At 65.4% G+C, this 26,061-nt stretch carries 23 protein-coding genes; 7 read left to right on the forward strand and 16 right to left on the reverse strand.

The features are described from left to right. Nucleotides 1–82: 82 nt before the first annotated feature. Both IF803_RS16255 and IF803_RS16260 read right to left on the reverse strand, forming a co-directional pair. The gene (locus IF803_RS16255; protein WP_461192772.1) at nucleotides 83–1,024 is read right to left on the reverse strand and encodes a metallophosphoesterase; all 942 of its coding nucleotides are present in this window, start codon (nucleotides 1,022–1,024) and stop codon (nucleotides 83–85) included. 80 nt (nucleotides 1,025–1,104) lie between these two features. After that, nucleotides 1,105–2,853 carry a flavin-containing monooxygenase gene (locus IF803_RS16260; protein WP_461192773.1) on the reverse strand — a complete coding sequence of 583 codons (1,749 nt, stop codon included), beginning with the start codon at nucleotides 2,851–2,853 and terminating at the stop codon, nucleotides 1,105–1,107. Nucleotides 2,854–3,064: 211 nt separating this feature from the next. Between IF803_RS16260 and IF803_RS16265 the strand changes: the two genes are divergently transcribed. Further along, nucleotides 3,065–3,982: a DUF1186 domain-containing protein gene (locus IF803_RS16265; protein ID WP_461192774.1), complete on the forward strand. Its 918-nt coding sequence runs from the start codon at nucleotides 3,065–3,067 to the stop codon at nucleotides 3,980–3,982. Between the two features lie 106 nt (nucleotides 3,983–4,088). On the opposite strand, the gene recQ is transcribed toward IF803_RS16265, so the two are convergent. Beyond that, the gene (recQ, locus tag IF803_RS16270; RefSeq protein ID WP_028341525.1) at nucleotides 4,089–5,957 is read right to left on the reverse strand and encodes a DNA helicase RecQ; all 1,869 of its coding nucleotides are present in this window, start codon (nucleotides 5,955–5,957) and stop codon (nucleotides 4,089–4,091) included. 133 nt (nucleotides 5,958–6,090) lie between these two features. On the opposite strand from recQ, the gene IF803_RS16275 reads away from it, so the two are divergent. The 3 genes from IF803_RS16275 to IF803_RS16285 are packed head-to-tail and all read left to right on the forward strand — an operon-like array spanning nucleotide 6,091 to nucleotide 10,144. After that, nucleotides 6,091–7,434: a c-type cytochrome gene (locus IF803_RS16275; RefSeq protein WP_461192775.1), complete on the forward strand. Its 1,344-nt coding sequence runs from the start codon at nucleotides 6,091–6,093 to the stop codon at nucleotides 7,432–7,434. After that, nucleotides 7,431–7,922 (forward strand): (2Fe-2S)-binding protein, encoded by a 492-nt coding sequence (locus tag IF803_RS16280; protein ID WP_461192776.1) that lies wholly within the window; start codon nucleotides 7,431–7,433, stop codon nucleotides 7,920–7,922. The genes IF803_RS16275 and IF803_RS16280 overlap by 4 nt, the downstream gene beginning before the upstream one ends. Continuing rightward, nucleotides 7,919–10,144, forward strand: coding sequence for a xanthine dehydrogenase family protein molybdopterin-binding subunit (locus IF803_RS16285; protein ID WP_461192777.1), 2,226 nt, complete (start codon nucleotides 7,919–7,921; stop codon nucleotides 10,142–10,144). Before IF803_RS16280 ends, IF803_RS16285 begins: the two co-directional genes overlap by 4 nt. A gap of 506 nt (nucleotides 10,145–10,650) precedes the next feature. Here IF803_RS16285 and IF803_RS16290 read toward each other — a convergent pair. Both IF803_RS16290 and IF803_RS16295 read right to left on the reverse strand, forming a co-directional pair. Next, the gene (locus IF803_RS16290) at nucleotides 10,651–11,871 is read right to left on the reverse strand and encodes a DUF2235 domain-containing protein (RefSeq protein WP_461192778.1); all 1,221 of its coding nucleotides are present in this window, start codon (nucleotides 11,869–11,871) and stop codon (nucleotides 10,651–10,653) included. Further along, nucleotides 11,853–12,224, reverse strand: coding sequence for a hypothetical protein (locus tag IF803_RS16295; RefSeq protein WP_461192779.1), 372 nt, complete (start codon nucleotides 12,222–12,224; stop codon nucleotides 11,853–11,855). Before IF803_RS16295 ends, IF803_RS16290 begins: the two co-directional genes overlap by 19 nt. A 107-nt stretch (nucleotides 12,225–12,331) precedes the next feature. Between IF803_RS16295 and IF803_RS16300 the strand changes: the two genes are divergently transcribed. Continuing rightward, a complete protein-coding gene (locus IF803_RS16300) occupies nucleotides 12,332–12,859 on the forward strand; it encodes a hypothetical protein (RefSeq protein ID WP_253593334.1) in 528 nt (175 codons plus the stop codon). A gap of 15 nt (nucleotides 12,860–12,874) precedes the next feature. On the opposite strand, the gene IF803_RS16305 is transcribed toward IF803_RS16300, so the two are convergent. From IF803_RS16305 to IF803_RS16345, 9 genes are all read right to left on the reverse strand, one after another. Then, nucleotides 12,875–14,233 (reverse strand): vWA domain-containing protein, encoded by a 1,359-nt coding sequence (locus IF803_RS16305; RefSeq protein ID WP_461192780.1) that lies wholly within the window; start codon nucleotides 14,231–14,233, stop codon nucleotides 12,875–12,877. Nucleotides 14,234–14,239: 6 nt separating this feature from the next. Continuing rightward, on the reverse strand, nucleotides 14,240–15,187 hold the full coding sequence (locus tag IF803_RS16310) for an AAA family ATPase (protein WP_461192781.1): 948 nt from the start codon (nucleotides 15,185–15,187) through the stop codon (nucleotides 14,240–14,242). Nucleotides 15,188–15,642: 455 nt separating this feature from the next. Further along, nucleotides 15,643–16,275 carry an HAD-IA family hydrolase gene (locus IF803_RS16315; RefSeq protein ID WP_461192808.1) on the reverse strand — a complete coding sequence of 211 codons (633 nt, stop codon included), beginning with the start codon at nucleotides 16,273–16,275 and terminating at the stop codon, nucleotides 15,643–15,645. Between the two features lie 169 nt (nucleotides 16,276–16,444). Next, a complete protein-coding gene (locus IF803_RS16320) occupies nucleotides 16,445–17,131 on the reverse strand; it encodes a methyltransferase family protein (RefSeq protein WP_461192782.1) in 687 nt (228 codons plus the stop codon). Nucleotides 17,132–17,227: 96 nt separating this feature from the next. Beyond that, nucleotides 17,228–17,569, reverse strand: a complete 342-nt coding sequence (locus tag IF803_RS16325; protein WP_461192783.1) for a hypothetical protein — start codon at nucleotides 17,567–17,569, stop codon at nucleotides 17,228–17,230. Between the two features lie 36 nt (nucleotides 17,570–17,605). Next, nucleotides 17,606–17,785 (reverse strand): hypothetical protein, encoded by a 180-nt coding sequence (locus IF803_RS16330; protein ID WP_016842277.1) that lies wholly within the window; start codon nucleotides 17,783–17,785, stop codon nucleotides 17,606–17,608. Between the two features lie 57 nt (nucleotides 17,786–17,842). Next, nucleotides 17,843–18,034, reverse strand: coding sequence for a hypothetical protein (locus tag IF803_RS16335; RefSeq protein ID WP_016842276.1), 192 nt, complete (start codon nucleotides 18,032–18,034; stop codon nucleotides 17,843–17,845). Nucleotides 18,035–18,206: 172 nt separating this feature from the next. Beyond that, nucleotides 18,207–20,660, reverse strand: a complete 2,454-nt coding sequence (locus tag IF803_RS16340; RefSeq protein WP_028341515.1) for a S8 family serine peptidase — start codon at nucleotides 20,658–20,660, stop codon at nucleotides 18,207–18,209. Nucleotides 20,661–21,005: 345 nt separating this feature from the next. Then, nucleotides 21,006–21,683 carry a LuxR C-terminal-related transcriptional regulator gene (locus tag IF803_RS16345; protein ID WP_245288750.1) on the reverse strand — a complete coding sequence of 226 codons (678 nt, stop codon included), beginning with the start codon at nucleotides 21,681–21,683 and terminating at the stop codon, nucleotides 21,006–21,008. Between the two features lie 26 nt (nucleotides 21,684–21,709). Between IF803_RS16345 and IF803_RS16350 the strand changes: the two genes are divergently transcribed. Next, nucleotides 21,710–21,985, forward strand: a complete 276-nt coding sequence (locus IF803_RS16350) for a hypothetical protein (RefSeq protein ID WP_155258555.1) — start codon at nucleotides 21,710–21,712, stop codon at nucleotides 21,983–21,985. Nucleotides 21,986–22,115: 130 nt separating this feature from the next. After that, nucleotides 22,116–22,877, forward strand: coding sequence for a S1 family peptidase (locus IF803_RS16355; protein ID WP_028341513.1), 762 nt, complete (start codon nucleotides 22,116–22,118; stop codon nucleotides 22,875–22,877). Between the two features lie 152 nt (nucleotides 22,878–23,029). Here IF803_RS16355 and IF803_RS16360 read toward each other — a convergent pair whose 3' ends face one another. Beyond that, the gene (locus tag IF803_RS16360; RefSeq protein ID WP_461192784.1) at nucleotides 23,030–25,252 is read right to left on the reverse strand and encodes an acetate--CoA ligase family protein; all 2,223 of its coding nucleotides are present in this window, start codon (nucleotides 25,250–25,252) and stop codon (nucleotides 23,030–23,032) included. Nucleotides 25,253–25,422: 170 nt separating this feature from the next. Then, nucleotides 25,423–26,013: a class GN sortase gene (locus IF803_RS16365; RefSeq protein WP_461192785.1), complete on the reverse strand. Its 591-nt coding sequence runs from the start codon at nucleotides 26,011–26,013 to the stop codon at nucleotides 25,423–25,425. Nucleotides 26,014–26,061: the final 48 nt, after the last annotated feature.

Genomic DNA, 26,061 nt, shown 5'->3' on the forward strand with positions numbered 1-26,061 from the left:
CCGGGCAGCCTCCGGCTACTTTGCATGGGGTTGTTTTCGATATTTTGGCAATGGGCGCCTGCGACGTACGGGCGGGGTGAGCTCAACCGAGCCGCCGCAGCGTGTGCACGGTGATCTCGGCCGGACAGTTCAGCCGCACCGGCGCGAGGCTGGTGCCGGCGCCGGTCGATGTGTAGCCGGCAAGCGCGCCGAAGCGCCAGGCGCCGCTGCCCATCCGGCGCGGCAGCCGCGCCTCGAGCTTGATGGCGATACCGCCGGGCAGGCAGAGCTGGCCGCCATGGGTATGGCCGCTCAGCATCAGATCGAAGCCGGCGGCCGCCGCCGCGCGATAGGATTCCGGCGTATGCGCCAGCAGGATCGAGAACGCATCGCGCGGGATCGCCGCGGCAGCCTTTGCGATGTCGTCGGTGCGGTAGAAATGCGCGTCGTCGATCCCGGCGAGGTGGATCGTCGCGCCATCGCGCGTGATCGGCTCCTGCTCATTGAACATCATCCTGATGCCCATCGCCTCCAGTGCCGGCGTCATGCGGATGCTGTCGTGATTGCCGAGGATGCCGTAGAGCGGCAGCTTGATCCGCGCGCACAGATCTCGCATCAGCGCGAGGCTCGTTTCAAACGGCCCATACGTCTTGCCGCGGTAGTCGCCGGTGAGAACGCAGATATCGCAGGCGATATCGCGCACGATGTCCATCAGATGCCGCATCGCGCCTTGGCTGATGTCGGCGTGGAGATCGCTGAGCTGCAGGATGGTGAAGCCGTCGAAGGCCGCCGGCAGCCGCGCCGACGTCACCAGGTTGCGCCGCACCTCTACCCTATCGGCATTGCGCCGCGCGCGGCCGTGCAGGCCGGTCACCTTGAGCGCGGTCTCGATGATCCGCGGCGCCAGCTTCCAGTTCTCGACATTGAACACCAGCGTGCCCTGGCCGAACAGCTGCTTCTCGTGCGCGGCCTCGATCCCAAGCCGGCGCACCACATGGTCGGCGCCGATCCGCTCGATCAATCCCTGCAATGCCGTGTCGGCCATGTTCCCCGTCGGCCCGCGGTTTGAAGCGCGGACCGGCGCGACACTATCATGCGCAATCCCGGTGCGGATACCGCCGGCACTCAGACCACGGGAACTCGCTTCGCGGCGACCGCGGCCGGCGAGATCACCTCGATGTCGAGCGGCACCTGCCAGCGCTCGGTGAAGCGCACCTGCGGCGGTGCATTGCCGTTGCGCCCGCCCTGCAGCACGAAGCCGTCGTAACCCGAGTTCATCACCTCATTGCACTTCTGCACATAGATCGGGAAGCCGCCGATATAGGGCATGAACACGCGGGGGCGGCCCGGGATGTTGGCGCCGACATACCAGGAGCTGCAAGTCGAGCGCAGCGAGACCGTGGAGACGTCGTTGACATGGGCGACCCAGGCGTCCTCGTCGTCGCGGACCGCCTCGATCGTGCCGGCGCCAATGTCGCGCATATGACTGATGCAATCCGCCAGCCAGTCGACATGCTGCTCGATCGCCTGGATCATGCTGGCGAGCACCGAGGGGCTGCCGGGCCCGGTGATCATGAACAGGTTCGGAAAGCCCTCGGAGGCAAGGCCGAGATAGGCGCGCGGGCCCGCCCGCCATTTCTCGGCCAGTGTCTGGCCGCCGCGGCCGGTGATCGCGATCTTGTCGAACGAGCCGGTCATGGCGGCAAAGCCGGTGGCGGAGACGATCGCATCGAACGTGTATTCGGTGCCGTCGACGATAATGCCTTCCGTCGTGAAGCGATCGATCGGCGTCGTCGACACGTCGACCAGCTTCACATGCGGCAGATTGTAGGTCTCGAAATAATTCGTGTCGACGCAGAGCCGCTTGCAGCCGAACACGTTTCGCGGGCACAGCAGCTCGGCCGTCGCGGGATCCTTGACGATGCCGCGGATCTTCTCGCGCGCGAAATCGGCGATGGTGTCGTTGGCGGCCTTCTCGAACAGGAGATCGCCGAACGCGCCGAGGAAGGGCAGGCCGCCGCGCTGCCAGGCTTCTTCGTATTGCTGCTCGCGCTCCCGCTCGCTCGCCTGCAAGGCGGGCTGGGCGTTGAACTGGAAATAGAAGCCGGTCGGGCGCGCACGGGCTTTTGCGCGCAGCTCGGGATAATGCGCCTTGGCTTCCCTCAGATATTCCGCCGACAGCCGCTCGTTCCATGCCGGCACCGACCACGTCGCGGTGCGCTGGAACACGGTGAGCTCGGAGGCCTGCTGCGCGATGATCGGGATCGACTGGATCGCCGATGAGCCGGTGCCGATCACGCCAACACGCAGGCCGGTGAAGTCGACACCCTCATGCGGCCATTCGCCGGTGTGATAGATCGGCCCGCGGAAATCCGCCATGCCTGGGAAAGCCGGCCGGTTCGGCGCCGACAGGCAGCCGACCGCCATGATGCAGAACTTTGCGGTGACCCTGTCGCCGCGGTCGGTCTCGATCAGCCATGTGCCTGCCTGCTCGTCGAAGGTCGCCGCGGTGACGCGGGTGTCGAACACGATCTGGCTGCGCAGATCGAAGCGATCGGCGACGTGATTGGCGTAAGCGAGAATTTCGGGCTGCGGAGAATATTTCTCCGACCAGCTCCAGTCCTGATCGAGTTCCTCGGAGAACGAGAAGGAATATTGCAGGCTCTCGACGTCGCAACGCGCGCCGGGATAGCGATTCCAGTACCAGGTGCCGCCGACGCCGCCGCCGGCTTCATAGACCCGCGCGGTGAAGCCGAGTCCGCGCAGCCGATGCAGCATGTACATGCCGGCGAACCCGGCGCCGATCACCACGGCATCGAACGTTCCGGTTTCGGCAGGGCGCGCAGCCTTGCGCGCGGTGCTCTCCTGAGCCATGGGCCGTCTCTTCCCTATATCGTTATGTCGTGTCCGCGCCTCGTTGGACGCGATGGACGAAGATTAGGGCGAGGGCGGCGCGGCCCGCAAGCAAGCGTATTGCCGTCCAGCGAATAGCTCCTATGCTGTCTCTGGTAGAGTATGGGGATGAGCGGTGATCCGGTAGTTGTTCTGTCGCGATCGTTCACCTGCCCGAAAAGATCGAGTTCCCATGAAGAAGGAAGAAGTAGAAGCTATCTTCAAGCGGGGCGACTTGGGGCCGATCGACGGTTACCTGGAAGCGGTCGCTACTGAAAAGCGGTTACCTGCCCTTGCGGTTGGGATGTGTCTGGTCAGGATGGAAGAGGCGGCTCCGCCGCTGCGCGCCCTGGTCGCTCGTGCGGCGAATGGTGAAGCGCTCTCCGACGACGAGGTCACGCTTCTGTTCCGCGGCCTCTATATCCTCGGCGGAGCCCGCGACCAGGACGTATGCCGCGACCTGCTGCGGTTGCTGCGCCGGCCCGAAGCCGAGCTCGATTATCTGCTCGGGGATGTTGTGCCCCAAAGCATGGCGAGCATCGTCGCCGGCGTTTTCGATGGGGACGTCGATACACTATTGGGCATGGTGGGGGATCGATCCATTGATCAGTTCGTCCGCGACCAAATTCTCGGCGCGGCAGCCTTCCTTACGTGGAACGGACGCATCCCGCACGAGCGGATGCGACACCTGCTCGTAGCATTCTTTGAGGACAGACTTGCCGACGATGAGGGCCAAGCTTGGTATGGCTGGCAGCAGGCAATTGCCTTGCTGGGACTACGCGAGCTGGCACCGCTGGTGCATAGCGCCATCGACGATGGCCGCATCCCTGACTCGCCGTTCGTACGCAGCGAGTTCGACGACTTGCTCGCCACCGCCGAGCAGAGACCCGACGACATTACCCGCTTCGAGGAAAGTTATCTCGGCTATATCGAAGATGTGGTCGATGCGCTGGCGTGGACCGATTACGATGACGCCGAGGACGATCTCGACACGCAATGGATGCCCTCGGAGCCCGTGAGGAATCCCCTCCGCCATGTCGGACGCAACGATCCATGTCCATGCGGAAGCGGCAAGAAATACAAGAAATGTTGCCTCGCCAATCAAGGTTGAGGTGCAGTCGCCCTAGATCTGCCGACCATTGGCGCACATCCGGACGCCGCTTCGTTCGAGACTGATCCGGAAATGCTGGCGGATCTGGATATAGCTTGGCCCAGGTTCAGCCTTCCGTCGCCTTCACGATGCGGATCAGCTCGTCGCCGTAGTGCTCGAGCTTCTTGTCGCCGATCCCTGCGATGTTGCGCAGCTCGCCCAGCGTGTCCGGCCGCATCGCGGCGATGCCGTCGATGGTGGAATCGTGCAGCACGACATAGGCCGGCACGCCGCGCTGGCGCGCGACGTCCGAGCGCCAGGCGCGCAACGCCGCATGCAGCGCGGGATTTGCGACGCCACCCGGGCTGTCGGGTGCGGGCACAAGCTCGCCGCGGCGCGACTTGCCGCGGACTGCGCGGTTGCGCGCGCCTTCCGGCTGCTCGCGCAGCATCACCGCGGTCTCGCCCTTCAGCACGCCGCGGGCGCTGTCGGTCAGAACAAGCGCGCCGAAGGCGTCGCTGTCGGCGCGCAGATGGCCCATCGCCACCAGCTGGCGCAGCACCGCGCGCCATTGCTTCTCGTTGAGCTCGCGGCCGATGCCGAACACCGACAGCTGGTCGTGGTTGAACTGCTTGACCCGTTCGGTCAGCCGTCCGACCAGCACGTCGATCAGGTGCATGGCGCCGAAACGTTGCCCGGTGCGGTAGGCGCAGGACAGCAGCTTTTGTGCAAGCACCTTGCCGTCGCGGACGCGCGGCGGCGTCAGGCAGTTGTCGCAATTGCCGCAGATTTCCTCCGCGCGGGTCTCGCCGAAATAGCCGAGCAAGCGCTGCCGGCGGCAATGCACCGTTTCAGCCAGCGCAACCAGCGCGTCGAGCTTGCCGACCGAGACGCGCTTGAAGGCGTCGGAGCCGGTCGATTCATCGATCATGCGGCGCTGCTGCACGATGTCGGAGAGCCCGTAGGCCATCCACGCGGCCGACGGCTTGCCGTCACGGCCGGCACGTCCGGTCTCCTGGTAGTAGGCTTCGATGCTCTTCGGCAGATCGAGATGCGCGACGAAGCGCACGTCGGGCTTGTCGATGCCCATGCCGAACGCGATCGTGGCGACGATCACGATGCCGTCCTCGTTGAGGAAGCGGTCCTGATGCCGGGCACGCAGGCCGGCGTCGAGCCCGGCATGATAGGGCAACGCGGCAATGCCGGCCTCGCTGAGCGCCGCCGCGACATCCTCGACCTTGGCGCGGGACAGGCAATACACCACGCCGGCGTCGCCGGCATGCCGCTCCTTGATAAAGTTCTTCAGCTGCGTGGTCGCATTCTGCTTGTCGACGATCTCGTAGCGGATATTGGGCCGGTCGAAGCTCGCGACGTATTGCGGTGCGTCGGTAAGCTGCAGCCGCTCGGCGATCTCCCTTCGGGTCAGCGCGTCTGCGGTCGCGGTCAGCGCGATGCGCGGCACTTTCGGGAAGCGCTCGGCGAGTGCGGACAGGCCGATATATTCCGGGCGGAAGTCATGGCCCCATTGCGAGACGCAATGCGCCTCGTCGATCGCAAACAGCGCGATCTGCGCCTGGCCGAGCAGATTGAGGCAGCGCGGCGTCAGCAGCCGTTCCGGCGCCACATAGAGCAGGTCGAGATCGCCGGCGAGCAGCCGCCGCTCGACCTCGGAGGCTTCCTCATAGGACAGCGTCGAATTCAGCACCGCGGCGTTGACGCCGGCTTCAGTGAGGCCCGCGACCTGGTCGCGCATCAGCGCGATCAAGGGCGACACCACGATGCCGCAGCCGTCGCGCAGCAGCGACGGCAGCTGATAGCACAGCGACTTGCCGCCGCCGGTCGGCATCAGCACCAGGCAATTGCCGCCATCGGTGACGTGGCGGATGATCTTTTCCTGCGCGCCGCGGAAGCCCGACAGGCCGAACACGGAACTGAGCACGGACAGCGCATCGCGAGACGGGGCGGAGGCGCGATCGAGGGCGGGCTGGGCGGTCATGGTCCCTTGCGCGATCCCTTTGGGATTTCCCAGGATTTCCTTGGGGTCAACAGGCGGTGATCGAGGTCTTATGGCCGAACGATACCGGAACGAAAGGTGTTAATACACGTCCCAACAACAAACTCAATTCAGCATGACTGGTCAGCTGCGGATCATCACAGGCATTGCCGCGATCGTGCTGGTCGCGGGCGCGGCAATGGGCCTCGCGGTCGCCTGGCGGCCGCAGATTGCCGCCATTGCGCCGCCGCGGGCCGATACCTTCGACCCCGATGCGGTCAAACGCGGCCGCGAACTCGCCGCGATCGGCAATTGCAACACCTGCCATACCGTGCAGGGCGGCGCGACTTATGCCGGCGGGCTCCCGGTTCCAACGCCGTTCGGCATCGTCTTCTCATCCAACATCACGCCGGATGCCGAAACCGGCATCGGGCGCTGGCCGGAGGAGGCGTTCGTCCGCGCGATGCGCTCGGGCGTGGCGCGCGATGGCCAGCATCTCTACCCGACTTTTCCCTATGACCATTTCACCAACGTCTCGGATGCGGACGACCGGGCACTATATGCATTCCTGATGACACGACAGCCGGTCCACGCGTCGCCGCCGGCGAATCAGTTGTCGTTTCCGTTCAACTATCGACCGCTGATCGCAGGGTGGAAACTGCTGTATCTTCGCGGCGGCGATGCCCCTCAGGACTCGGCGAAGGGCGCGGAATGGAACCGCGGCGCCTATCTGGTGGAGGGGCTCGCGCATTGCGGCGCCTGCCACACGCCGCGCAACGCGCTGGGCGCCGAGCGCGTCAATGCGCAGTTCTCCGGCGGCGAGGTCGACAATTGGCATGCCTACGCGCTGAACGACACCTCGCACGCCCCGGTGCGGTGGACCGCCGACGCGCTCTACGCCTATCTGCGCCACGGCTGGCAGGCCGATCATGGCACCGCGCGCGGGCCCATGGCTGAAGTGGTCGGCAATCTGGCAACGGTGCCCGACAGCGACGTGCGGGCCATCGCCGTGTACATGGCCGATATCTCGGGCGCGCCGGCGCCGGATCGCAAGCGGCCAGCCGACGTCGTAGCACAATCGTCTTCGGATGATGCGGCACAGGCCCATGCTGCCGGCGCGGCGATCTATGCCGCGGCGTGTGCCTCCTGCCATGAGGGCAACCGCGCGCTGCCCTATGGCGGCATCAATCTCGCGCTCAGCACGGCGATCGCGAGCCCCGACCCGCGCAACCTCCTCAATATCGTGCTGTCGGGCGTTGGCGCCGTCGAAGGCGAGCGCAGCCCGATCATGCCGGGCTTCGCCGCCAGCATCGATGATGCGCAGATGGTTGCGCTCACGGCCTATCTGCGCGCCCGATTCGGCAAGCGGCCGGCGTGGGCCAATCTCGACAAGGCGGTGCGTGATGCGCGGGCGGTGCAGGCCGCGTCGCTTGCGGCGCGCGACACGCCATCAGAATCCAGACAGCGAGGCAAGCCATGATGATATTGAAGGTCAATGGCCGGGATCATCAGGTCGATGCGGAACCGGATACGCCGCTGCTCTATGTGCTGCGCAATGATCTGGCGCTCAATGCCGCCAAGTTCGGCTGCGGGCTCGGGCAATGCGGCTCCTGCACGGTGATCGTCGACGGCAAGGCGGTGCTGTCCTGCGTCACGCCGCTGGTCCTGGTCGAAGGCAAGCAGGTGACGACGCTCGAAGGGCTCGGCACCGTGGCCACGCCGGCGCCGATCCAGCGTGCCTTCATGGAGGAGCAGGCGGCGCAGTGCGGCTACTGCATCGCCGGGATGATGATGCGCGCGCAGGCGCTGCTGATGCGCAACCCGAAGCCATCGGATGCGCAGATCCGCGCCGAGCTGGAGTCGAATCTCTGCCGCTGCGGCACCCATATGCGCATCCTGCGCGCAGTGCACCGCGCCGCCAGGTTGATGGATACGGCCGACGCCGCAAGCGACAGGAGCGTCCGATGACCGCGCCGGTGGTTCTCGATCGCCGCAGCGTGCTGGCCGGCACCGGCGCGCTGATCGTCAGCTTCTCGCTTCGCCATGCGGTGGCACAGGAGCAGAAGGCTGCGCAGAGCCCGGCGTTGCCGGGCAGCCTGGCGAAAGCGCCCAATCTGGATTCCTGGATCCGCATCGATGCCAATGGCCAGGTCACGGCCCTTACGGGCAAGGCCGAACTCGGCCAGGGATTCCGCACTGCGTTCCAGCAGATCGCGGCCGAGCAGCTCGACATTCCCTTCGATGCGCTGAAGGTGATCACCGCCGACACCAAACTCACGGCGAACGAAGGCTATACGTCCGGTAGTCATTCGATGCAGGACAGCGGCACGGCGATCCTGCATGCCGCAGCGCAGGCGCGCATGTTGCTGGTGGCCGAGGCGGCAAACCGTTTCGACTTGCCGCCCGACGTCTTGCGAACCGAGAATGCGGCTGTCGTCGCTCCCGATGGCCGACGTCTCGGCTATGGCGAGCTTGTTGCCGCGGAAATGTTGCACGTCCAGGCGCAACCGGCATCGAGCCTGAAGGATCCGGCGAGCTTCAAGGTGATGGGCCAGCCGGTGCCGCGCGTCGACATTCCGGCCAAGGTCACGGGCGGCGCCGCCTATGTGCAGGACATGCGGCTTCCCGGCATGGTGCATGCGCGCGTGGTGCGCCCGCCGAGCTACGGCGCGCAGCTCGTGGAATGCGACACGGCCGCGATCGAGAAAATGCCCGGCGTGATTCAAATCGTGCGCGACGGCAACTTCCTGGCCGTGGTGGCGGAGAAGGAATTTTCGGCGGTCAAGGCCATGCACGCGCTGGCCGCCGCGGCGAAGTGGCGGGAGAGCGCGAAGCTGCCGAACCAGCACGATCTGGCCAACGTGCTGACCGCGCTGCTCTCACAGGATTTCGCGATCTTCCGGCGTAGCGATCCCACGGTGAGCGGCGCGCGGTCGCTCGAAGCGACCTATACGCGGCCTTACCAGTCGCACGGCTCGATCGGGCCGTCTTGCGCGGTCGCGCAATTCGTCGATGGCGCGATGACGGTGTGGACGCACACGCAGGGCGTCTATCCCGACCGGCAGGCGATCGCCGAGATGCTCGGTATGACGCCCGCCAGCGTCCGCCTGATCCATGTCGAAGGCTCCGGCTGCTACGGCCACAATGGCGCCGACGATGCCGCGGCTGACGCCGCGCTGATCGCCCGGGTGCTGCCAGGGCGCCCGGTACGGGTGCAGTGGATGCGCGAGCAGGAGCACGGCTGGGAGCCCTATGGTCCGGCGATGGTGACCAGGCTGAGCGCGTCGCTTACGACCGACGGCAAGATTGCCGACTGGAATTTTGCGGTGTGGAGCAACACCCATTCGATGCGGCCGGGCGGCGCCGGCGCGCTGCTTGCGGCCCAGCACATGGCGCGATCATTCGCGGTGCCCGCACCAAAGCCGTTGCCGCTGCCGGAAGGTGGCGGCGATCGCAACGCGATCCCGATCTACAATTTCCCGAACGCGCATGTGATGCATCACTTCATCCCCGTGATGCCGCTGCGGATCTCCGCGATGCGCGCGCTCGGCGCCTATCACAACGTGTTCTCGACCGAGAGCTTCATGGATGAACTGGCCGCTCTCGCCGGCGCCGATCCGGTCGAGTTTCGCCTCAGGCATCTCGACGACCAGCGCGGCCGCGCGGTGGTCGAGAAGGCCGCGGAGGAGTTCGGCTGGACGCGCGGGCAGCAGCCGCCGCGAAATCGCGGCTACGGCTTCGCGTTCGCGCGCTACAAGAATCTTGCCGCCTATTGCGCCATCGCATCCGAGGTCGAGGTCGATCGCGAAACCGGGCGGGCCCGGCTGGTGCGCGCGGTCGCCGCCGTCGACGCCGGCCAGGTCGTCAATCCGGACGGCATCACCAACCAGATCGAGGGCGCGATCATGCAGTCGTCGAGCTGGACGCTCTATGAAAGCGTCACCTTCGATGAGACAAGGATCACCAGCATCGACTGGCAGACCTACCCGATCCTGCGCTTCAATGCGGTGCCCGACAGCATCGCCGTCCACATCATCAACCGTCCGGGCCAGCCGTTCCTCGGCAGCGGCGAGACCGGGCAGGGCCCGGCTGCCGCCTCGCTCGCCAATGCCATCGCGCATGCGACCGGCAAGCGGCTGCGCGACCTGCCGCTCAGCCGCAAGCGGATCAAGGACGCGATCGATACGTAGCGCGTGGCGAGATTAGGTCGAATGCGACGGCGCTACGCTCCCTCTCCCCGTGCTTACGGGGTCGAGACGAGCGAAGCTCGCTCTTAGAGGGTTGGGGTGAGGGGCCTTCTCCGCGTGTAAGGTGATAGCTGCCTTTGCGGAGACTTCTCCTCACCCGGAACGCATCTGGCGATGCGTCATAGCCGAAGCTCTGCTTCGGCGTTCTTGAGAACGGCCGCCGAAGGCGGCCTGTGCCTTTCCCCGCACACGGCAGGGCTATCGCATTTCGTGGTGGTGCCCTCGTGGCCATCCTTCGAGACGCCCGCCTTCGGCGGGCTCCTCAGGATGAGGTCTTGTTCTGCGGCACAATAGTAGACCCTCATGGTGAGGAGCGCCGCTTGCGGCGCGTCTCGAACCACGAGGCCCAGCACTTGCGCGGTCGCCAAGGAGCATATGCGATAGCCTTGCCCAGGAGGGGCGAGGTGAAGCAGAGCGCTGTCCCATCCAAAGCAAATTCATTCTGGTCTTCAAGCTGTCGGCGCGGGTGGAGCCGGCGCCGGCGTCATTGGCTCGACCTTGTAGGTCTTCGGCATATTGATCGGCTTGTAGGCCGGATCCTTCTCCATGCGCTCCAGCACCGAGGCATGGATGGTCGCGCCGTCCGCAATCGGCCGCGGCTCGCCGCGCGGCAGATAGAAGCCGAGGAAGGATTTCCGCTCTGGCCATTCCTTCCATTTGTCGCTCTTCGGAATCCATTCCAGGATTTCCCAGGCGGCGGTCAGCGAATTGTGCAGCGGGGCGGTCGCGCTCGGCGGCACATAGTCGTGCTTGTGCGGCGGCAACGGCATCCCCCAGGCGAGATGATCGATCAGCGCCTGATCCATGTGCAGCCCGGCCGCCTTGGCCTGCTCGAGCATCCAGATCAGCGGAAACTTTGACGGTCCGCTTTGGTCTTCCGGATAGCCGCCGCCGACGTCGGAGTGCACGCCGGCAAACCAGACTTGGCTGATGTTTTGCTCCACCTCCGTCGCCGGATCGAACGGATCCGAGCGGAATTTCTGCGGCTCGATCCAGCGATTGAGTCGGAACATGCGCCTGCGCTCGTCGATCGAGATCGCCTGGCGGAACCGTTTGACGCTGGAATTGGTGCGGGTGAACAGCAGCGTCTGCAAGTCGAACAGGAAATTGTCCTGTCGCGGCACGATGATCGAGGCCACGGTGTCCCAGACCCCGACGAACTCGATATCGATGTTGCGGCCGCCGGCAATCTGGCTGAAATGCCAGGCTTCCTTCAACGGAGCATAGTCGAACGTGCCGTCGGATTTCTGGGCGTCGGAGCTGGCTTTCTTGTAGGTGCCGAAGGCGTAGCTCGCGAGGTCGAGCTGGTCGACGGGCAGAAGGCCCATCACATGGACGAAGGCCGCGAGCACGCGCACCGTGTAGGCACCGCGGCTGAAGCCGAACATCCAGACCCGGTCACCGGGCTCCCACGTTCGGCACAGGAACAGGTAGGCGCCGAGCGTGTCCTGGTCGAGACCGGCGCCGAAGGCCAGCCCGAACAAGCCGCGCATCTGCTGCTTGAAGCGGCCCCAGGCGTTCTGCAGGCCGATGGTGCCGAGGCCGGGATGATAATAGATCCGCTGCCGGTCATTCTTGTCGGCGACGCGGAACAGCTTCAGCACATTGGAAATATTGTCACCGATCTCGTTGCCGGTGCCGTCGCAGCAAATCACAATATCCTTCGGCATCCGTTGCCCTCGCGGCCGCCGTGAAAATTCGCGGCCTCTATGTACGGCAGAATGCGGTGAAAATTCAATCTCCAATTGAAGACGGTTCTGTGGCGGCGGCGTGACCGCCGGTGGTGCCGGGTAGCCGAAGTGTGATGCGCGCCGGCATTGCCTGCCTTTGGATCGAATTGAATCTCGCCACGGCCGGCCAAAGCTGCGCCAAGGACGGCGTCGCTTCGGCTCGCCGATGCCGGCCATGACGGAGAGTTGCCGTGATCCAATTCCGTTCGTGATGCGTTGAGTCGGCCGCCAATGGCGCTCCCAGAATTCAATTGCAACACTTCGGAAAAGATGGAAATCTGCCCGTCGATCATTGCTATATGCGTCGACATTTTCTCCCTTTCAGGGACTCCGCGGTGCACGCGATCATCTTTCCTGCGGCCTCCCACAGCTTCCTCAACAACAACAGGAACGGGTCGGCATGAGCCCTCAAGCTCTCGTGACGGCCATTCTCTCAGGACTTGTGGTGGCGGCGTTCGGACTGTTCTGGTGGGTCGGCAGCTATTCCGACCGTGTGTTCGCAAGCAGGTTTCGCACCCGCTTTCCGGAGAAGACGCTGAGTTACACCGGCGACCAGCTTGGCGAGCTGGTGCAGTCCGATCTGCGGATGAAGTACGTCTTTCCGATCCTGTTTCCGCTCGATCTCATCGTCATGCTGGCGCTGGCGGGCGCGATGGGGGCGGCGTCATCGCACTGGCTCAGCCGGATCTATCCGTCCGCGGCGTGGCTCGGCCTGGTCGTGCCGGCGGTGTACCTGCTCAGCGATCTGATCGAGGATTGTCTCCTGGCATGGCTGCTGCTGCACGGCGACCCGCATGCGGCGGCGCGGTCGGTCTCGATCCTGAAGGCGATCACGACGATCAAGCTGGTCGGCATCTTCGCCTCGATCGCGCTGACATTGGCGGCGTTCGTCGGGTGGCTGTTCCACGGCGAGTCGCTTGCCATCTAAGGCGCGGCCGGCGGCCTACTGATACGTCGCGACGATATCCGACACGGCGCGCTCGAGCTGCTGCGCGGTCGCGCACTGCCGCACCACGCTGCAGAAGGTCGCGTAGCGCGGCATCTCGGAATCGCCAAAACCCCAGACCATGCGGCCCTCGGGGTTGAGCCAGACCAGCCGTTTGGAGCGCTCGCCGATCCGGCGCAGAATGTCGGCGCGCGGATCGAGATTGTTGCTGCGGGCGTCGCCGAGCACGATCACCGTGGTCTGCGGCGTGATCGCGCTCATCCAATTGTCCTCGAAATCGGCGAAGGAATTGCCGTAATCGGACGAGCCGAAGCCGACCTTGGACATGATCTCCTTCATCGCCTCTTCCGGCGAGTTCGATTCCAGGATGTCGCTGACCTCGATCAGGTGGCCCGAGAAGGCGAATGAGCGGACGTCGTCCACCACCTCGTGCAGGCTGTGGATCAGGAGCAGGAAGAAGTCCGAGACGCGGGCGACCGAGCCCGAGACGTCGCACAGCGCGACGATCTTCGGCCGGTCGCGATGCTTGCGCTTCCACGCGGTGAGGAAGGGGACGCCGCCCCAGGCCGCGTTCCGGCGCAGCGTGCGGCGGACGTCGAGATGACCGCGGCGCTGGCGCTTGCGCGGCTTGGAGTAGCGCTCGCGCAACCGGCGCGCGATCTGGCGGATCAGCGTACGCATCTGCTCGACCTGCCGCGGCTCGATCCGCGCCAGCGGCGCGTTGCGCAGGATCTCGTTGCGCAAATTCTCCGCTTCCTCGCGCCCGTACAGCAGCAGGGCCTGCGAGACCGCATCGCGAACGGTGCCGCGCAGGCCGTTGAGCGCCTCCTGCAGCCTTTCGGCGAGCGCGGGATTGCGCGTGGTCAGGTCGTCGATGTCGTCGCGCAGGCGCTGGATCCCCATCGCATCGAGGATGCGGGTCTGGAAGATGCCGCGCTGGGTGAAGTAGCGGATATCGGGCAGCGAGGCGGCGCCGGAGGCGTTGGCGATTGCGCTCGATATCGCGGAGCGATCCTGCGACAGCAGCATCTGCGCCAGCGGTCCGACATTCTCGTTGGCGGCGCCGCCCGAGGCATCGCCATGCTCGTCGGCCGACGGGTTGGCGCCGGATTCGCTCTGCTCGGCGTTCTCCTGCTGCGGCTCGGGCTGGCTGAAGAACAGGTCGAAGCATTCGCCGAGCGCGCGCTTCTCGTCCTGCGTCTTGGCCAGCGTCAGCAGGAAGGTGTCGCGCAGGATGTCGCGATCGGCAAAGCCGACCTGGGCGACCGCCCGCATCGCATCGATGCTTTCGGCGGGCGAGACCCGGACCCCGGCTCCCCGCGCCGCACGAAAGAAGCGATGCAGGTTCTCGCGCATGTTGGTTTAGCTGAACACGCCCTGGCGCGACGCCTTGGCGATGAAGGACGAAATCTGTGGCGTCGCGGCCTCGATGTCGGCCTCGTATTTCAGGAGCACGTTGAGCGTGTCCTTGACGATCTCGGTGTCGAGCTCGCTGGCCTGCAGCAGCACCAGCACGCGCGCCCAGTCGATTGCCTCGCTGACCGAGGGCAGCTTCTTCAGGTCGAGCGAGCGGATCTCGTGGATGAAGCCGACCATCTGCTTGCGCAGCGTCTGCGAGATGCCGGGCACCCGGCTCTCGACGATGCGCTCCTCCAGCTTCTGCTCGGGGAAGCCGATGTGCAGATGCAAGCAGCGCCGCTTCAAGGCATCGCCAAGATCGCGCTCGCTGTTCGAGGTCAGGATCACGGTCGGCGGCGCCACCGCGGAGACGGTGCCGAGCTCGGGGATCGTGACCTGGAAGTCCGAGAGGATTTCCAGCAGCAGCGATTCGAATTCGGCATCCGACTTGTCGATCTCGTCGATCAGCAGCACGCAGCCGGCGGGCTGCTCCAGCGCCTGCAACAGCGGCCGCGGCTCGACGAATTCCTTGGAGAAGAACACGTCGCCGAAGGTGTGGAGCTGGTCGAGCGCAGCGGCCAGCGACTGCGCGCCGCCGAGCACCTCGCCGAGCTTGTCCTTCAGGATCTGGGTGTAGAGCAGCTGCTTGGCATATTTCCACTCATACAGCGCCTTGGCCTCGTCGAGGCCCTCATAGCATTGCAGGCGGATCATCTTCATGCCGCGCCATGTGGCGATCGCCTTCGCCAGCTCGGTCTTGCCGACGCCGGCAGGGCCCTCGACCAGGATCGGCTTCTCGATCTGCTGCGACAGAAAGACCGCGGTCGCGATCTGCCGGCTCGCAATATAGCCTTGCGCGGCGAGGCCGCTTTCCACGGCCTCGATCGAGGCGGTGGGCCTGGTGTCAGCCACGAGGATCAGCTCCGAATTTGCCTTGAACTCGGACCTGTTCTGCGCCCGTTGCGGACAAAGCACAAGGCTCGTTTGGCCCGCAAAGGCATGAGGGCTAAAGGCTGGCGTTAGCGCAAGGGTTCCGGGGTATTTCCGCCGAGCGCAATACGGTCGTTAGCGTGTAGTTCGAACCTCCCCTTGAAAAGGGGAGGTCGCTTTGCTCGCCAGAGCAAAGCGGGTGGGGATCTACTCTCTCCATCAACACCGGCGTCTGCGGCTGACCCCCATCCCGACCTTCCCCCTTTCAGGGGGAAGGGGAAGAATCTCGTAGACCGGCTACCGTCAGCCCGCGCAGCTCCTCACGTATTCCTTGCGCTGCGGGCCAACGATCTTCTGGTCGATCGCCTACTTCAGGCAGTCCAGATGCGCATGCGCCATGCAGAGCTGCATCTGGTCGTGCCGGCTGCGAAACCGCCTCACCTCAGCGTGAGGCCGGTCGCGGCTTCAAGCTCGCCGATCGCCTGCGCGGCGTTCGCGACCTTGATCGTGGTCATGCCCATCTCGCGCGCCGGCTTCAAATTGACGCCGAGATCGTCGAGATAGACGCAGTTCTTCGGGTTCACCTGCAGCGTCTCCACCATCATCCGGTAGATGCGCGGGTCGGGCTTGCGCAGGCCGATCTTCGCGGACTCGATGACGTGGTCGAACAGTGTCATCACCTCGGCGACATAGAGCGTGCGTCCGCTGCGGCTGCCGATCGCGTTCGCCGGCAGATTGTTGGTGATGCATCCGGTCTTGAATGCCGCCTTGATGCGCTTCAGCGCCTCGACCATCTCGGGGCGCAGGTCGCCGGAGAGCAGCGGCAGCACGTCCTTGCCGCGCACCTCGGCGCCGAGCGCCTTCGATTCCGTGGCGAACAGCGCGTCGAACGCCTCGATATCGATCTCGGCGCGCTCGAACTTGGCCCAGGCGTTCTCGAGATGATTGGCGGCGTTGGTGCGGCGGATGATGTCGATCGGCAGGCCGCGCTCGGTCTCATAGCGCGCGAATGCCTCGAACGGCGAGGTGGTCAAGACGCCGCCGAAATCCCAGATCACTGCCTCGATCATCAAAGTCTCGATCATCAAAGTCCTGCCCGTTGCAAAGCGGCGGCTTCGCCTCGGATCGTCCGGCCGATTGCAGGACAACAGGGAAACGCGCGTCCAGCCTTCTTTATTGGAATTGCCGCCGATCAGGCAAGCCGCCAGTTCGCGGCAAAATCCGCCACGCGGAACCAGCTCACCAGACCATCGGCACCAGGCGATAGCGCACCCGTGCGAGATATTCGGCATAGCCGTCGAGCTCGGCGGTCAGCATCCGCTCCTCCATCAGCGACCGCAAGCCGAGCAGCGCCGCCATCACGGGCACGATGGCGAGGCCATACCAGGATCCCAGCAGCAGCGGCGTCCCGACATAGGTCAGGAGGCCGCTGGCATAGATCGGATGCCGCACATAGGCGTAGGGTCCGGTGGTCACCGCCGCATGCCCGCGCTCGCGCTGGATCTTCACGACCGGCGCGGCGTAGCTGTTTTCCCGGTAGGTCCGGTAGACGATGTAGAACGATGCCGCGATCATCACGGCGCCGGCGCATTGCAACCAGAAGGGCACGAGCGATGTCTGGTAGCGGACTGCGTCGAGCGCCATCAGCGGCAGCCATGTCAGCCACAGCAGCGGCATGATCGTCGTGATGATGCGGTCCCATCCGGCCTGGCCGCGTGCGGTGCGCCGCTCCGCCAGCAACCCCGGATCGTGTCGGGCGAGCCAGGCCTCGGTGATCAGCCCGCCGATCGTGATCTCGAGCAGGAACACCCAGGCGCCGGCCCATCGCAGGGTGCCGGCCGCGAGAAACAGGAATGTGCCGAGGCCAACACATGTGAAGGCGGCGCGGCGCCGATTGACGCGGGGGGGACTGCCGTTCTCGTTCATGTTGCTCTCCGGCGAACGGCAACGGCCGCGCCGCCGGATCGGGCGGGCCGTTGCGTGCGTGCTTGCGGATCGCGCCTGCTCGGCGCGCAACGCCGATTACGATCTGCGAGTCCAGTTTCGCGCCTGTCCGGAATAGACCTTGCTCGGCAGCGCGCGCGCCGTGGGATCGAGCAGGATCTTCATCGCAGTGTTGAGCCGCTCTTCCGAATGCGGTGAGCCATCATGGCGCATCTGCTGCGGAGCCCCGGGGCCCTGCGGCGGCGCCAGATAGGTCGGCGTTGTCGGCGGAGTGGGGGTGGTGGCGATCTTCGGACGGGCGACAACAGCGGCCTCCATCGGGCGCCGCGCCTGGGCCATGCGTGACGCTGCGGAAGGTGCTTCCGCCGGCGGCGGCGAGGCGGCGCTGTCGGATCCGGATTTGCGGGGCGGTTTTGCCATGGCATCGGCTCCATAGGTTCGGTGATGACGACGACGTCAGGATTTGTCTTCGTCGGATGTGGTGCGTTTGGCGATGATCGGATTGCGATCGCTGATCGCGGCGATCAGCGAGGCGTGGCTCACGACTGACGACACGACGATCTTGCCGGATGGCTCGATCCGGCGACCGTTCTGCTGCTGTTGCTGTGGGCTCCTGGCGGTGGATTTCTGCATCATGTCGGCCTCCTCGAAGGTGGGGTGGGGCCCGACAGCGCCGGGCCCCGAGTTTGGCGATCAGATGCCGAAAGCACCGAGGACGCCCGGCAGCGCCTGCGCGACGCCGCCGAGGATTTCTCCCCAGCCCTGCGGGTTGACCGACCCGTTGGTCGCCACGTCGGCAATCCGCTTCGGACCGCGCTCGATGCCCTCACACTGGATCGGGCTACGCACGCTGCCGAAGGTCTCAAAGTCGTTCCTTGCGTACATGTTCAGCTCCTTCTTTCGGTTTGAATTGACGGCAACTACGGGAGGTGGGCACCGACCGGGGCAGCCGTCGCTGGACGTCGCCCAGGGGATCGCTCATCGCGTCGATCCCCCGGACCACGTGACGCATTCGCGCCACGTTCTGATCTCCTCCGGACGCAGAGGAGCAATCGCGTCAATAGACCTGCCACTGCCGCAGCGGTCCGACCGCCACCGGCACCACGTCGCTCACGTCGATCGTGTACTGATAGACTTCGCGCGCCTGGGTCAGGACCTGGGTCGGATTGAAGAAGCGGTAAGTCACGTCGTGACAAACCGAGTCCGGGCGGCAGATGACGCTCTGGTCGACCTCGACGGTGTCGAGCCGCAAGCCCTTCTTGGCGACGTCGGTGAAGATCTTCCGCGTGTTGTAGGCATTCATCGCGGAATAGTTCAGCGCGCGATCCTGCGGCGAGAGGCCGACATTGCGGAACTCGTTGTAGATCCGTTCGAGGAAGCCTTCCGCGCCGGCCGGCCAGGTGTCGGGATCGGGTCCGAAGAGCGTGTAGAGATCCCACTGGTAGAAGCCGCGCCAGTCGGTCACCAGCGTCGGCACGACGGTCCCGTTCAGGAGCTTGGTCGTGTTGGCGCTGTCGACCCAGCCGGCCATCGAAATCCGCGCAACACCGCCGCGCGGCGGGAAAGCCGGGGGCGTGGTCGGTGGCGTATCGTCGCCGCCGCGCGCTGCCGGTACCACGGTTCGGGTGTTCGATGGATCGTCATGCGAGACCTCCTGATGCCAGAGCGCCAGGATCAGCGCGGCGAAGAATCCGAGACCGAACACATCGAGCGGCTTGACCGCATAGATCGGGATCGAGTCGATCGTCATCGTCCAGATGATGGCATCGGCATCCGGGAAGTTGTTGCCCGAGCCGCTCGGCGTCGCGCTTTCGCCTTCGGCCTGGTTCAACAGATAGCGCGCCATGATCGCCGGATTGTACGGCGCCGAGGTATCGCCGGAGCGGTCGCGCTCCGGTCCGAACGCCGGATCGCCGCGTCCGATCAGGCTGTCGCGCCAATTGGCGATGGCCTGCACGAAGTAGTCGAGGCGGGCCTCCTTGCCGAAATCGTAGAACAGCCGGCCGATCGGGAACGCGAGCTGTCCGGTGGATTCCGCCGCGGCGCCCTGCGGACGCATGCCGCCGCCACAGCCGCAGCTCTTCTCGCTGGTACGAACCGCGGGGGCTTCGTACATCGGCAGCGCCTGCGGCATCGCGACGGGAAGCGCGTTGCTCGGCATCAGCGCAGGCAGCTGCTGCGGCTGCAGCCAGGCCTGCGGCATCATGCCGGCCGCCGGCATCGCCATCTGCGGCATCATCATCGGCGGCATGACCATCTGCGGCGCCGGCGTCGGCATCCAGACCATGTCGCCGCCCGCGTGGGGGGCGTGATACGGATACGGCGCCGGCGCTGCGATCGGCGCGACGGCGACGCCGTGATCAACGGCCGCGGCGATGGCCGCAGGCGCTGCGGGCGCAGCAGGCTGCGCTTCGCTTGGCATGATCCCGGCGCTGCTGCGCAGGACCGAGCCGTCCGGCCCGAATATGCGCGGAGCCGATGGTGCAGACATTGCTGATAGATCTCCCATGGAACCCTCTCTGGTTGCAGTTGGCTGAGCGGCGGATGACGGTTGGACGAAAGGGCGCGCGGACACTCCCCGGAAACGGGGAGTCGCGGCCGTGGCACCCGACGGCATGACGGCGTCCGCCTGCTCGCCAAGCAGGGCGGCGACAGCCGCGGGAATATCGAGCCGTCCGGCGAGGCAGCGCGAGGCGCTGCCGTCGCTGCGGCAGGGCACCGCGCTTTCGAGCAGCGCGGCACGGACGGCTTGCGGATCGGCCTTGCGTCCGGTCTGGCGCAGGCATGAGAGCAGCAGGGCGACGACGCCGCTGACGATCGGCGCCGCGAAACTCGTTCCGGAGCGCAGGCTGATATTGCGGACCGGCGAGGCGCCGGCGATGTTTTCGCCCGGCGCGAGGATGCCGTTCTCGAGATAGGCGTCGCCGAAATTGCTGAAGGGCAGCGGATTGCCGGCCGGATCGCACGCGCCGACCGCAAGCACCGAAGCGAGGCTGCCCGGCACCTGGACGCAGCGGCATCCGTCATTGCCGGCGGCGGCGACGATCAGCTTGCCGGCGCGTTCGCAAGCGCGGACCGCGTCGACCAGAATGCGGTCGGCTTGGCCGGTCGCGGATTGCTGGCCGCTGCTGATATTGATGACGTCGGCGCCGGCGGCGAGCGCCTGGTTGATCGCGAGCGCCAGGGTGCTTTGCGACGACGGCTCGATCTGCCCGGCGACATTCTCGCGATAGATCGAGAACACGGTCGCGCTGCAATTCGGCGCGACGCCGAGCACCGGGCTGCCGGGCGTGCCCATCAGCACGCTCGTGACATGCGTGCCGTGCTCGGACTGGATCATCGGCGAAGCCGGTGCGACGAACTCGCCGCCCCTGGCGACGCGGGCCTGCCTGAGCGAAGGATGATTGAAATCGACGGGGCCGTCGATGATCGCGATCTTGACCGCGGGGTCGCCGCCCGACGTTCTCTGCCATAAGGCAGCCAGACCAGCGATATCGGCAACTGGATTCATGAAATCAATCCCGACTGATCAGCCGCAAATCCGTGCAGCCGATCCGTCTTCCGCGACAATTTGCTCTCACGCAGCGAACCACATGTCGTTGCGTTGGTGCAGTTGTGGCAGCTGTGACGCGAAAGGCCTATTCACCGCGGTGGATCAGAAAGGATCGAGCCGGCGATACGGATCGATCGGTCGATGAGATCGATCCTGCCTCTCGAACGATCGATCGAAGGGTTTAGTCGAGACCGATCTCACCGCACCATTGTGCGTGCCAGGGCAGACATGCGCTTGCATCTGCGCGCCGGTGCGCGAACGCGACCCGCGCGTCGGGCGAACACGGAATTCAGGATGTCGGTGTCAGTCGAGCTCGCGGGCCCGATCGGGGATCGCTGCCGATGATGCGATCCACGGTGCTTCGCGCACCCGTCGCATCGCCTGCGCCCGGCGCGGCAGGCCGAGCTTCTGCAGCACGTGATGGACGTGGTGCTTGACCGTCGCAAGACTGAGATTGAGATCGCGCGCGATCTCCTTGTTCGACAGGCCGTGTCCGATCAGCTTGAGAACCTCGCTTTCGCGGCGCGTCAGCCCCTGGTCCGCGTCGATCGTATCCGCTTGACGTTCCATGCAGAACAGCGCGCGCAGCAGGCCGCCGGAAATCTCGGCGCTGCAGGCGAGCCGCCCCGATGCCACATCCGACAGCGCCCGGCAGAGCTCATCGAAGCTGGCGTTCCGGGAAATGTAGCCGCTGAATCCGGCCCGGCCGCAGCGGACCACGTCGCGCCGGTCCTCGTTGAGGCCGAGCGCCACCAGTGCGACATCCGCATGGTCGCTCGCAATCGCACGCACTTCGTCGAGATCGATGCCCTGTGTGACGTCGATCAGAATGACATTCACACTGTCGGTCTCGAGGGTCTCGCGCAGGCCGGCGAGATCGGACACCGCCGCCGCAATCGCAAACTCGGCGTGGTTCTGGAAACTCGAGGTAAGCCCCTCGCTGAACAGCCTGATCGGCGTGACGACCGCTATCCTCATCATTATCCTCTAACTCAACGAAATGACGGATGGAGCGCCGTGTTGAGATCTACGGCGCCGGCATCCAGAAAAGTCATAAAGGTAAGTATGCGATATGCTGCCGGAGGTTGTATGATTGCCGGATCGAAATTACGGCGCTGATGCGGGCAATCAAGAGACGCAGTTCACATTCGAACGTCACCCGCGCGCCGGACGCGCGATTCGATGTGTGCGTATGGCGACAAGACGGCGATGTGTGGCGCGTGAACGCAATGGCGCTGCAGGATTCCGGCGGCGACTTCAACGTCGTAGAGATCGACGCGTAGATATTTAGACAATTGACGCGCGCAGGTCTGGATGCTCTGTACAATATTGCGTGTTCTCCAGAGCCCGGTGCGAGCGACGCAATGCCGCGCCTCGGATAGGCTCGATTCAGCAGCAGACCGACGGGGTTTCATGACGAGCGTGATTCGAGCGACAGCTTTTCTGACCCTGTTGGTGGCGACGCCGGCGCTGGCCATCGTCGGCGGCGGCGCGCCGTCGACGGATGGCGTTGCGCGCTCCGTCGTCACCATCGTCGGCTCGCGCGGCAATTTCTGCACCGGCGCGCTGATCGCGCCGAAGGTCGTGCTGACCGCGGCGCATTGCGTGCAGCCCGGCGCCGATTACAAGATCGTCGAATATGGCGCGGACAGGCAGCCGACGCTGCAGGACGTCAGGACGGTTGCGATCCATCCCGGCTTTCGGATGCAGGCGATGACCAATCATGTCGCCACCGCCGACGTCGCGCTGCTGCAGCTCGCGGCGCCGGCCGCAGGCAAGGCACCGGCCGCGCTCGGCATGCCAAACATTCCGATCCAGGTCGGCGGCCGCTTCACCATCGCGGGCGTCGGCGTCACCGTGCGCGGTGACGGCAAAAGCGGTGGCGCTACCCGCGTCGCCGGCCTGATCGCGAGCGGCAAGCCCGGCACGTTGCAGATCCGTCTCGTCGATCCGGTCGGGCAGGGTTTGCGCGAAGGGCTCGGGGCCTGCACCGGCGATTCCGGCGCGCCGGTGTTCGAGAACAAGCAGGGCGGCCCCGCCATCGTCGGCGTGGTGAGTTGGTCCACCGGGCCGAACGGCGCCGCCGGCTGCGGCGGCATCACCGGCGTGACGCCGCTGACACTCTATCGCGACTGGGTGATGCAGACCGCGCGGCAGTGGGGTGCGAGCTTTTAAAGTCACCTCGCCCCGCTTGCGGGGAGAGGTCGGATCGCATCGTGAGATGCGATCCGGGTGAGGGGGTACAGGTCTTTCGTCTGGTACCGCCTCGCGGAGAGAGCCCCTCACCCCGACCCTCTCCCCGTAAGAACGGGGAGAGGGAGTGAAGCCTAATGCCCCGCGGCCTTGTTCGCGGCGGCGTTGTTCAGCACGATCAGGCCGTCGACGGCGACGCCGAGCTTGCTGTTGATCAGGAACGGGTTGACGTCGATCGAGGCAATGCGGCCATTGGCGTCTGCCATCAGGTTGGAAAGACCGACCAGCGCCTTCACCGCCGACGGCTCGTGCAGCGCGGGCTTGCCGCGGTAGCCCTTCATCTTGACCCCGGCCTTGGTCCTGGCGATCAGCTCCTTCGCCTCGGCGGCGTCGAGCGGCGCGCCGGCGAGGGCGACGTCCTTCATCAGCTCGATATCGACGCCGCCGGTGCCGAACAGCACGACGGGGCCCATCTCGGCGTCGAGCGAGGCACCGACCACGAGCTCGAGGTCGGCCTTGACCTGCTGTGCGATCAGGATGCCCTCGAGCTTCGGCTTGCCCTTCAGCTTCTTCACCCGCGCGGTGATGTCGTTGAACGCCTTCTTCACCTCGGCCGCACTGGCAAGGTTCAGCACCACGCCGCCGATATCGGATTTGTGCAGGATGTCGGGGCTGACCACCTTGGCGACCACCGGGAAGCCGATTTTCCTGGCGATCTTCACGGCCTCAGCCGCGGTCTGCGCGACCTCTTCCTTTGAGATCGGGATGCCATAGGCCTTGAGCAGCTTCTTCGAGGCGACCTCGTCGAGCGCGGCGGCGCCGTTGGCGGCCTTCAGCGTCTTCTCTAGCACCGCGCGCGCCGATGCCTTCGAGCTCGACGCGATATCGGGTACTTCCTTGCGCAGGCCGGCATATTCGATCAACGACTTGATCGCGCCGACCGCGCGGTCGAGGCCCTGCATGACTGCGATATCGGGCAGCGACTTGCGCAGCCCCTTGGTGAATTCGGTGAAGCCGATCGACATCGCGCTGATATAGATCACCGGCTTGTTAGCCTGGCCCGCCATCTCGTTGACGATGCGCAAATTGCGCTCGCGCAGCTCGTGCGGCGCCTTCGGCAGCTCGGCATCGATGATGACGATATCGGTGTCGGGATCGTCGATCATGATCTTGATCGACTTCATGTAGACGGAGGGATCGACCACCGCGGCAAAGCCGGCGTCGAGCGGGTTGCCGACGATGCTGCCGGGGCCGAGCATTTTTGCCAGCTGCTCCGAGGCGTTCGGGCTCAGCGGCGCAAAATTCAGCCCGGCGGAATAGAACGCGTCGATCAAAAGCCCGCGCTTGCCGCCCGACAGCGACACCGCCGCGAGGCGATTGCCCTTCGGCGGATCGGCATGGACGAAGCACTCGGTGGTCTCGATCAGTTCATCCAGCCCGCGCACCCGGATCACGCCTTCGCGGGTCGAGATCGCATCGAAGGTCTCGATCGAGCCGGCGAGCGCGCCGGTATGCGCCATCGCCGCGGCGCGGCCGCCTTCGGAGGCGCCGAGCTTGAGCGCGATCACCGGCTTGCCGGCGGCGCGCGCGGCCTTGCAGGCATCGCGGAACACTTTTGTGTTCCTGACGCCTTCGAGATAGACCACGATGACGCGGATGCTCGGATCGGCGGCGAAATAGCTCATCAGGTCCGGGGTCTCGAGCCCGGATTCGTTGCCGGTCGTGACCATGTAGCCGACGCCGACGCCGCGATCCTCCAGCGCCTGGCGGATTGCCATCACGATCGCGCCGGATTGGCCGGCGATCGCCACCGCGCCCTGCTCCATGGTGACGATGCGGTCGTCGATATTGGTGAACAGGTTCTCGCCGGCGCTAAGATTGCCGAGGCAATTCGGGCCGGTGACCGCAAGCCCGGTCTCCTTGATCGCCTGCTTCAGCTCGACCGCGAGCCGCTGGCTCTCTTCATCCTGCAATTCGCTGAAGCCGGAGGTGACGATGGTCGCCGAGCGCGCGCCGGCCGCGGCCGCGTCGCGGATCACCTGTACCGCAAACCGGGCCGGCACCAGCACCAGCACATGGTCGGGTTTTTCGGGAAGGCTGGCGAAGTCCTTGTAGCAGGTGACGCCCCAGATCGCTTCGCGCTTGGCGTTGATCGGATAGAGGCCGCCGGCGTAGCCGTATTTGACCAGATTGTTCCATATCCGTTCGGCGTAATTGCCGGGCTTGTCGGTGGCGCCGACCAGCACGATGTTGCGCGGATGCAGCATCGCGTGGATGCTCTTGACGATATCGCTGGCGTCAGCGGGCGGCGCCCATTTGTGGGACACATGAGACGCGGTGCTTGCGAAAGCTTCCATGGAGCCTGCCCTTATCCTTGTTGTCTTTGTTTCCTGTGGCCACGGCGGATCACCGTGAGGCGCGCGATTTTTCATTGTTTTTATGGCGAGGGAAAGGGGGTAGCAACTCATGCTGGCGCAGGTCAGGGCACCGCGCGCAATATCCCGGCAGGCGCAAAATTGATTGCGTATCAGGAACCCGATTCGCGCGGGCGCGAATCCGCTTCGACCAAAGTCGCGTGCAACAGATAACGCTCGGGCCCCGATGTCAGCGCATCGAACGGCCAGCAGGTCGATAGCACCAGTTCACGTCGGTCGGTGAGCGGATCGACCCCCGATTGATCGAAGCGGACCACCGAACTGCGATCGGCCCGATAGCGAAACATCTTGCCGTCGCTTCGCGTGACGTCGATCTCGTCACCGATTGTGACATCCCTGAGAAAGCGAAAATGCGTGTCGCGGTGTGCGGAATAGACCGCCACGCCCCGCTCGCCGGCATCGACGGTCTGTTCGACATGGCCGGGGCCGAACGCCAGCGCCTGGCCGCTGCTGCCGGCAAGTGCAATCGCGGAAGCGTGCAGGCGCTTCACCTCGATCCGCGCCACCGGCCAGGTGTCGGCCCAGCTCCACGGCTTCACCGGCTGGCCGGTCGCGATGCTCTGTGCGAAGGCGCGTTCCAGCAGGACCTGCGCGAGCAGCGCCTTGGCGTGGATATAGGCGCCCTGGCCGAACAGGATCAGGCCGATGAGGGCGAAGGCGAGGGATGGGATGACGCGGGGCATGTTGTTCTGCTCTGGCCATTGCGGGAAGCGACTGTCTGACCCTCGTCC

It is taken from the genome of Bradyrhizobium sp. UFLA06-06, assembly GCF_054820065.1.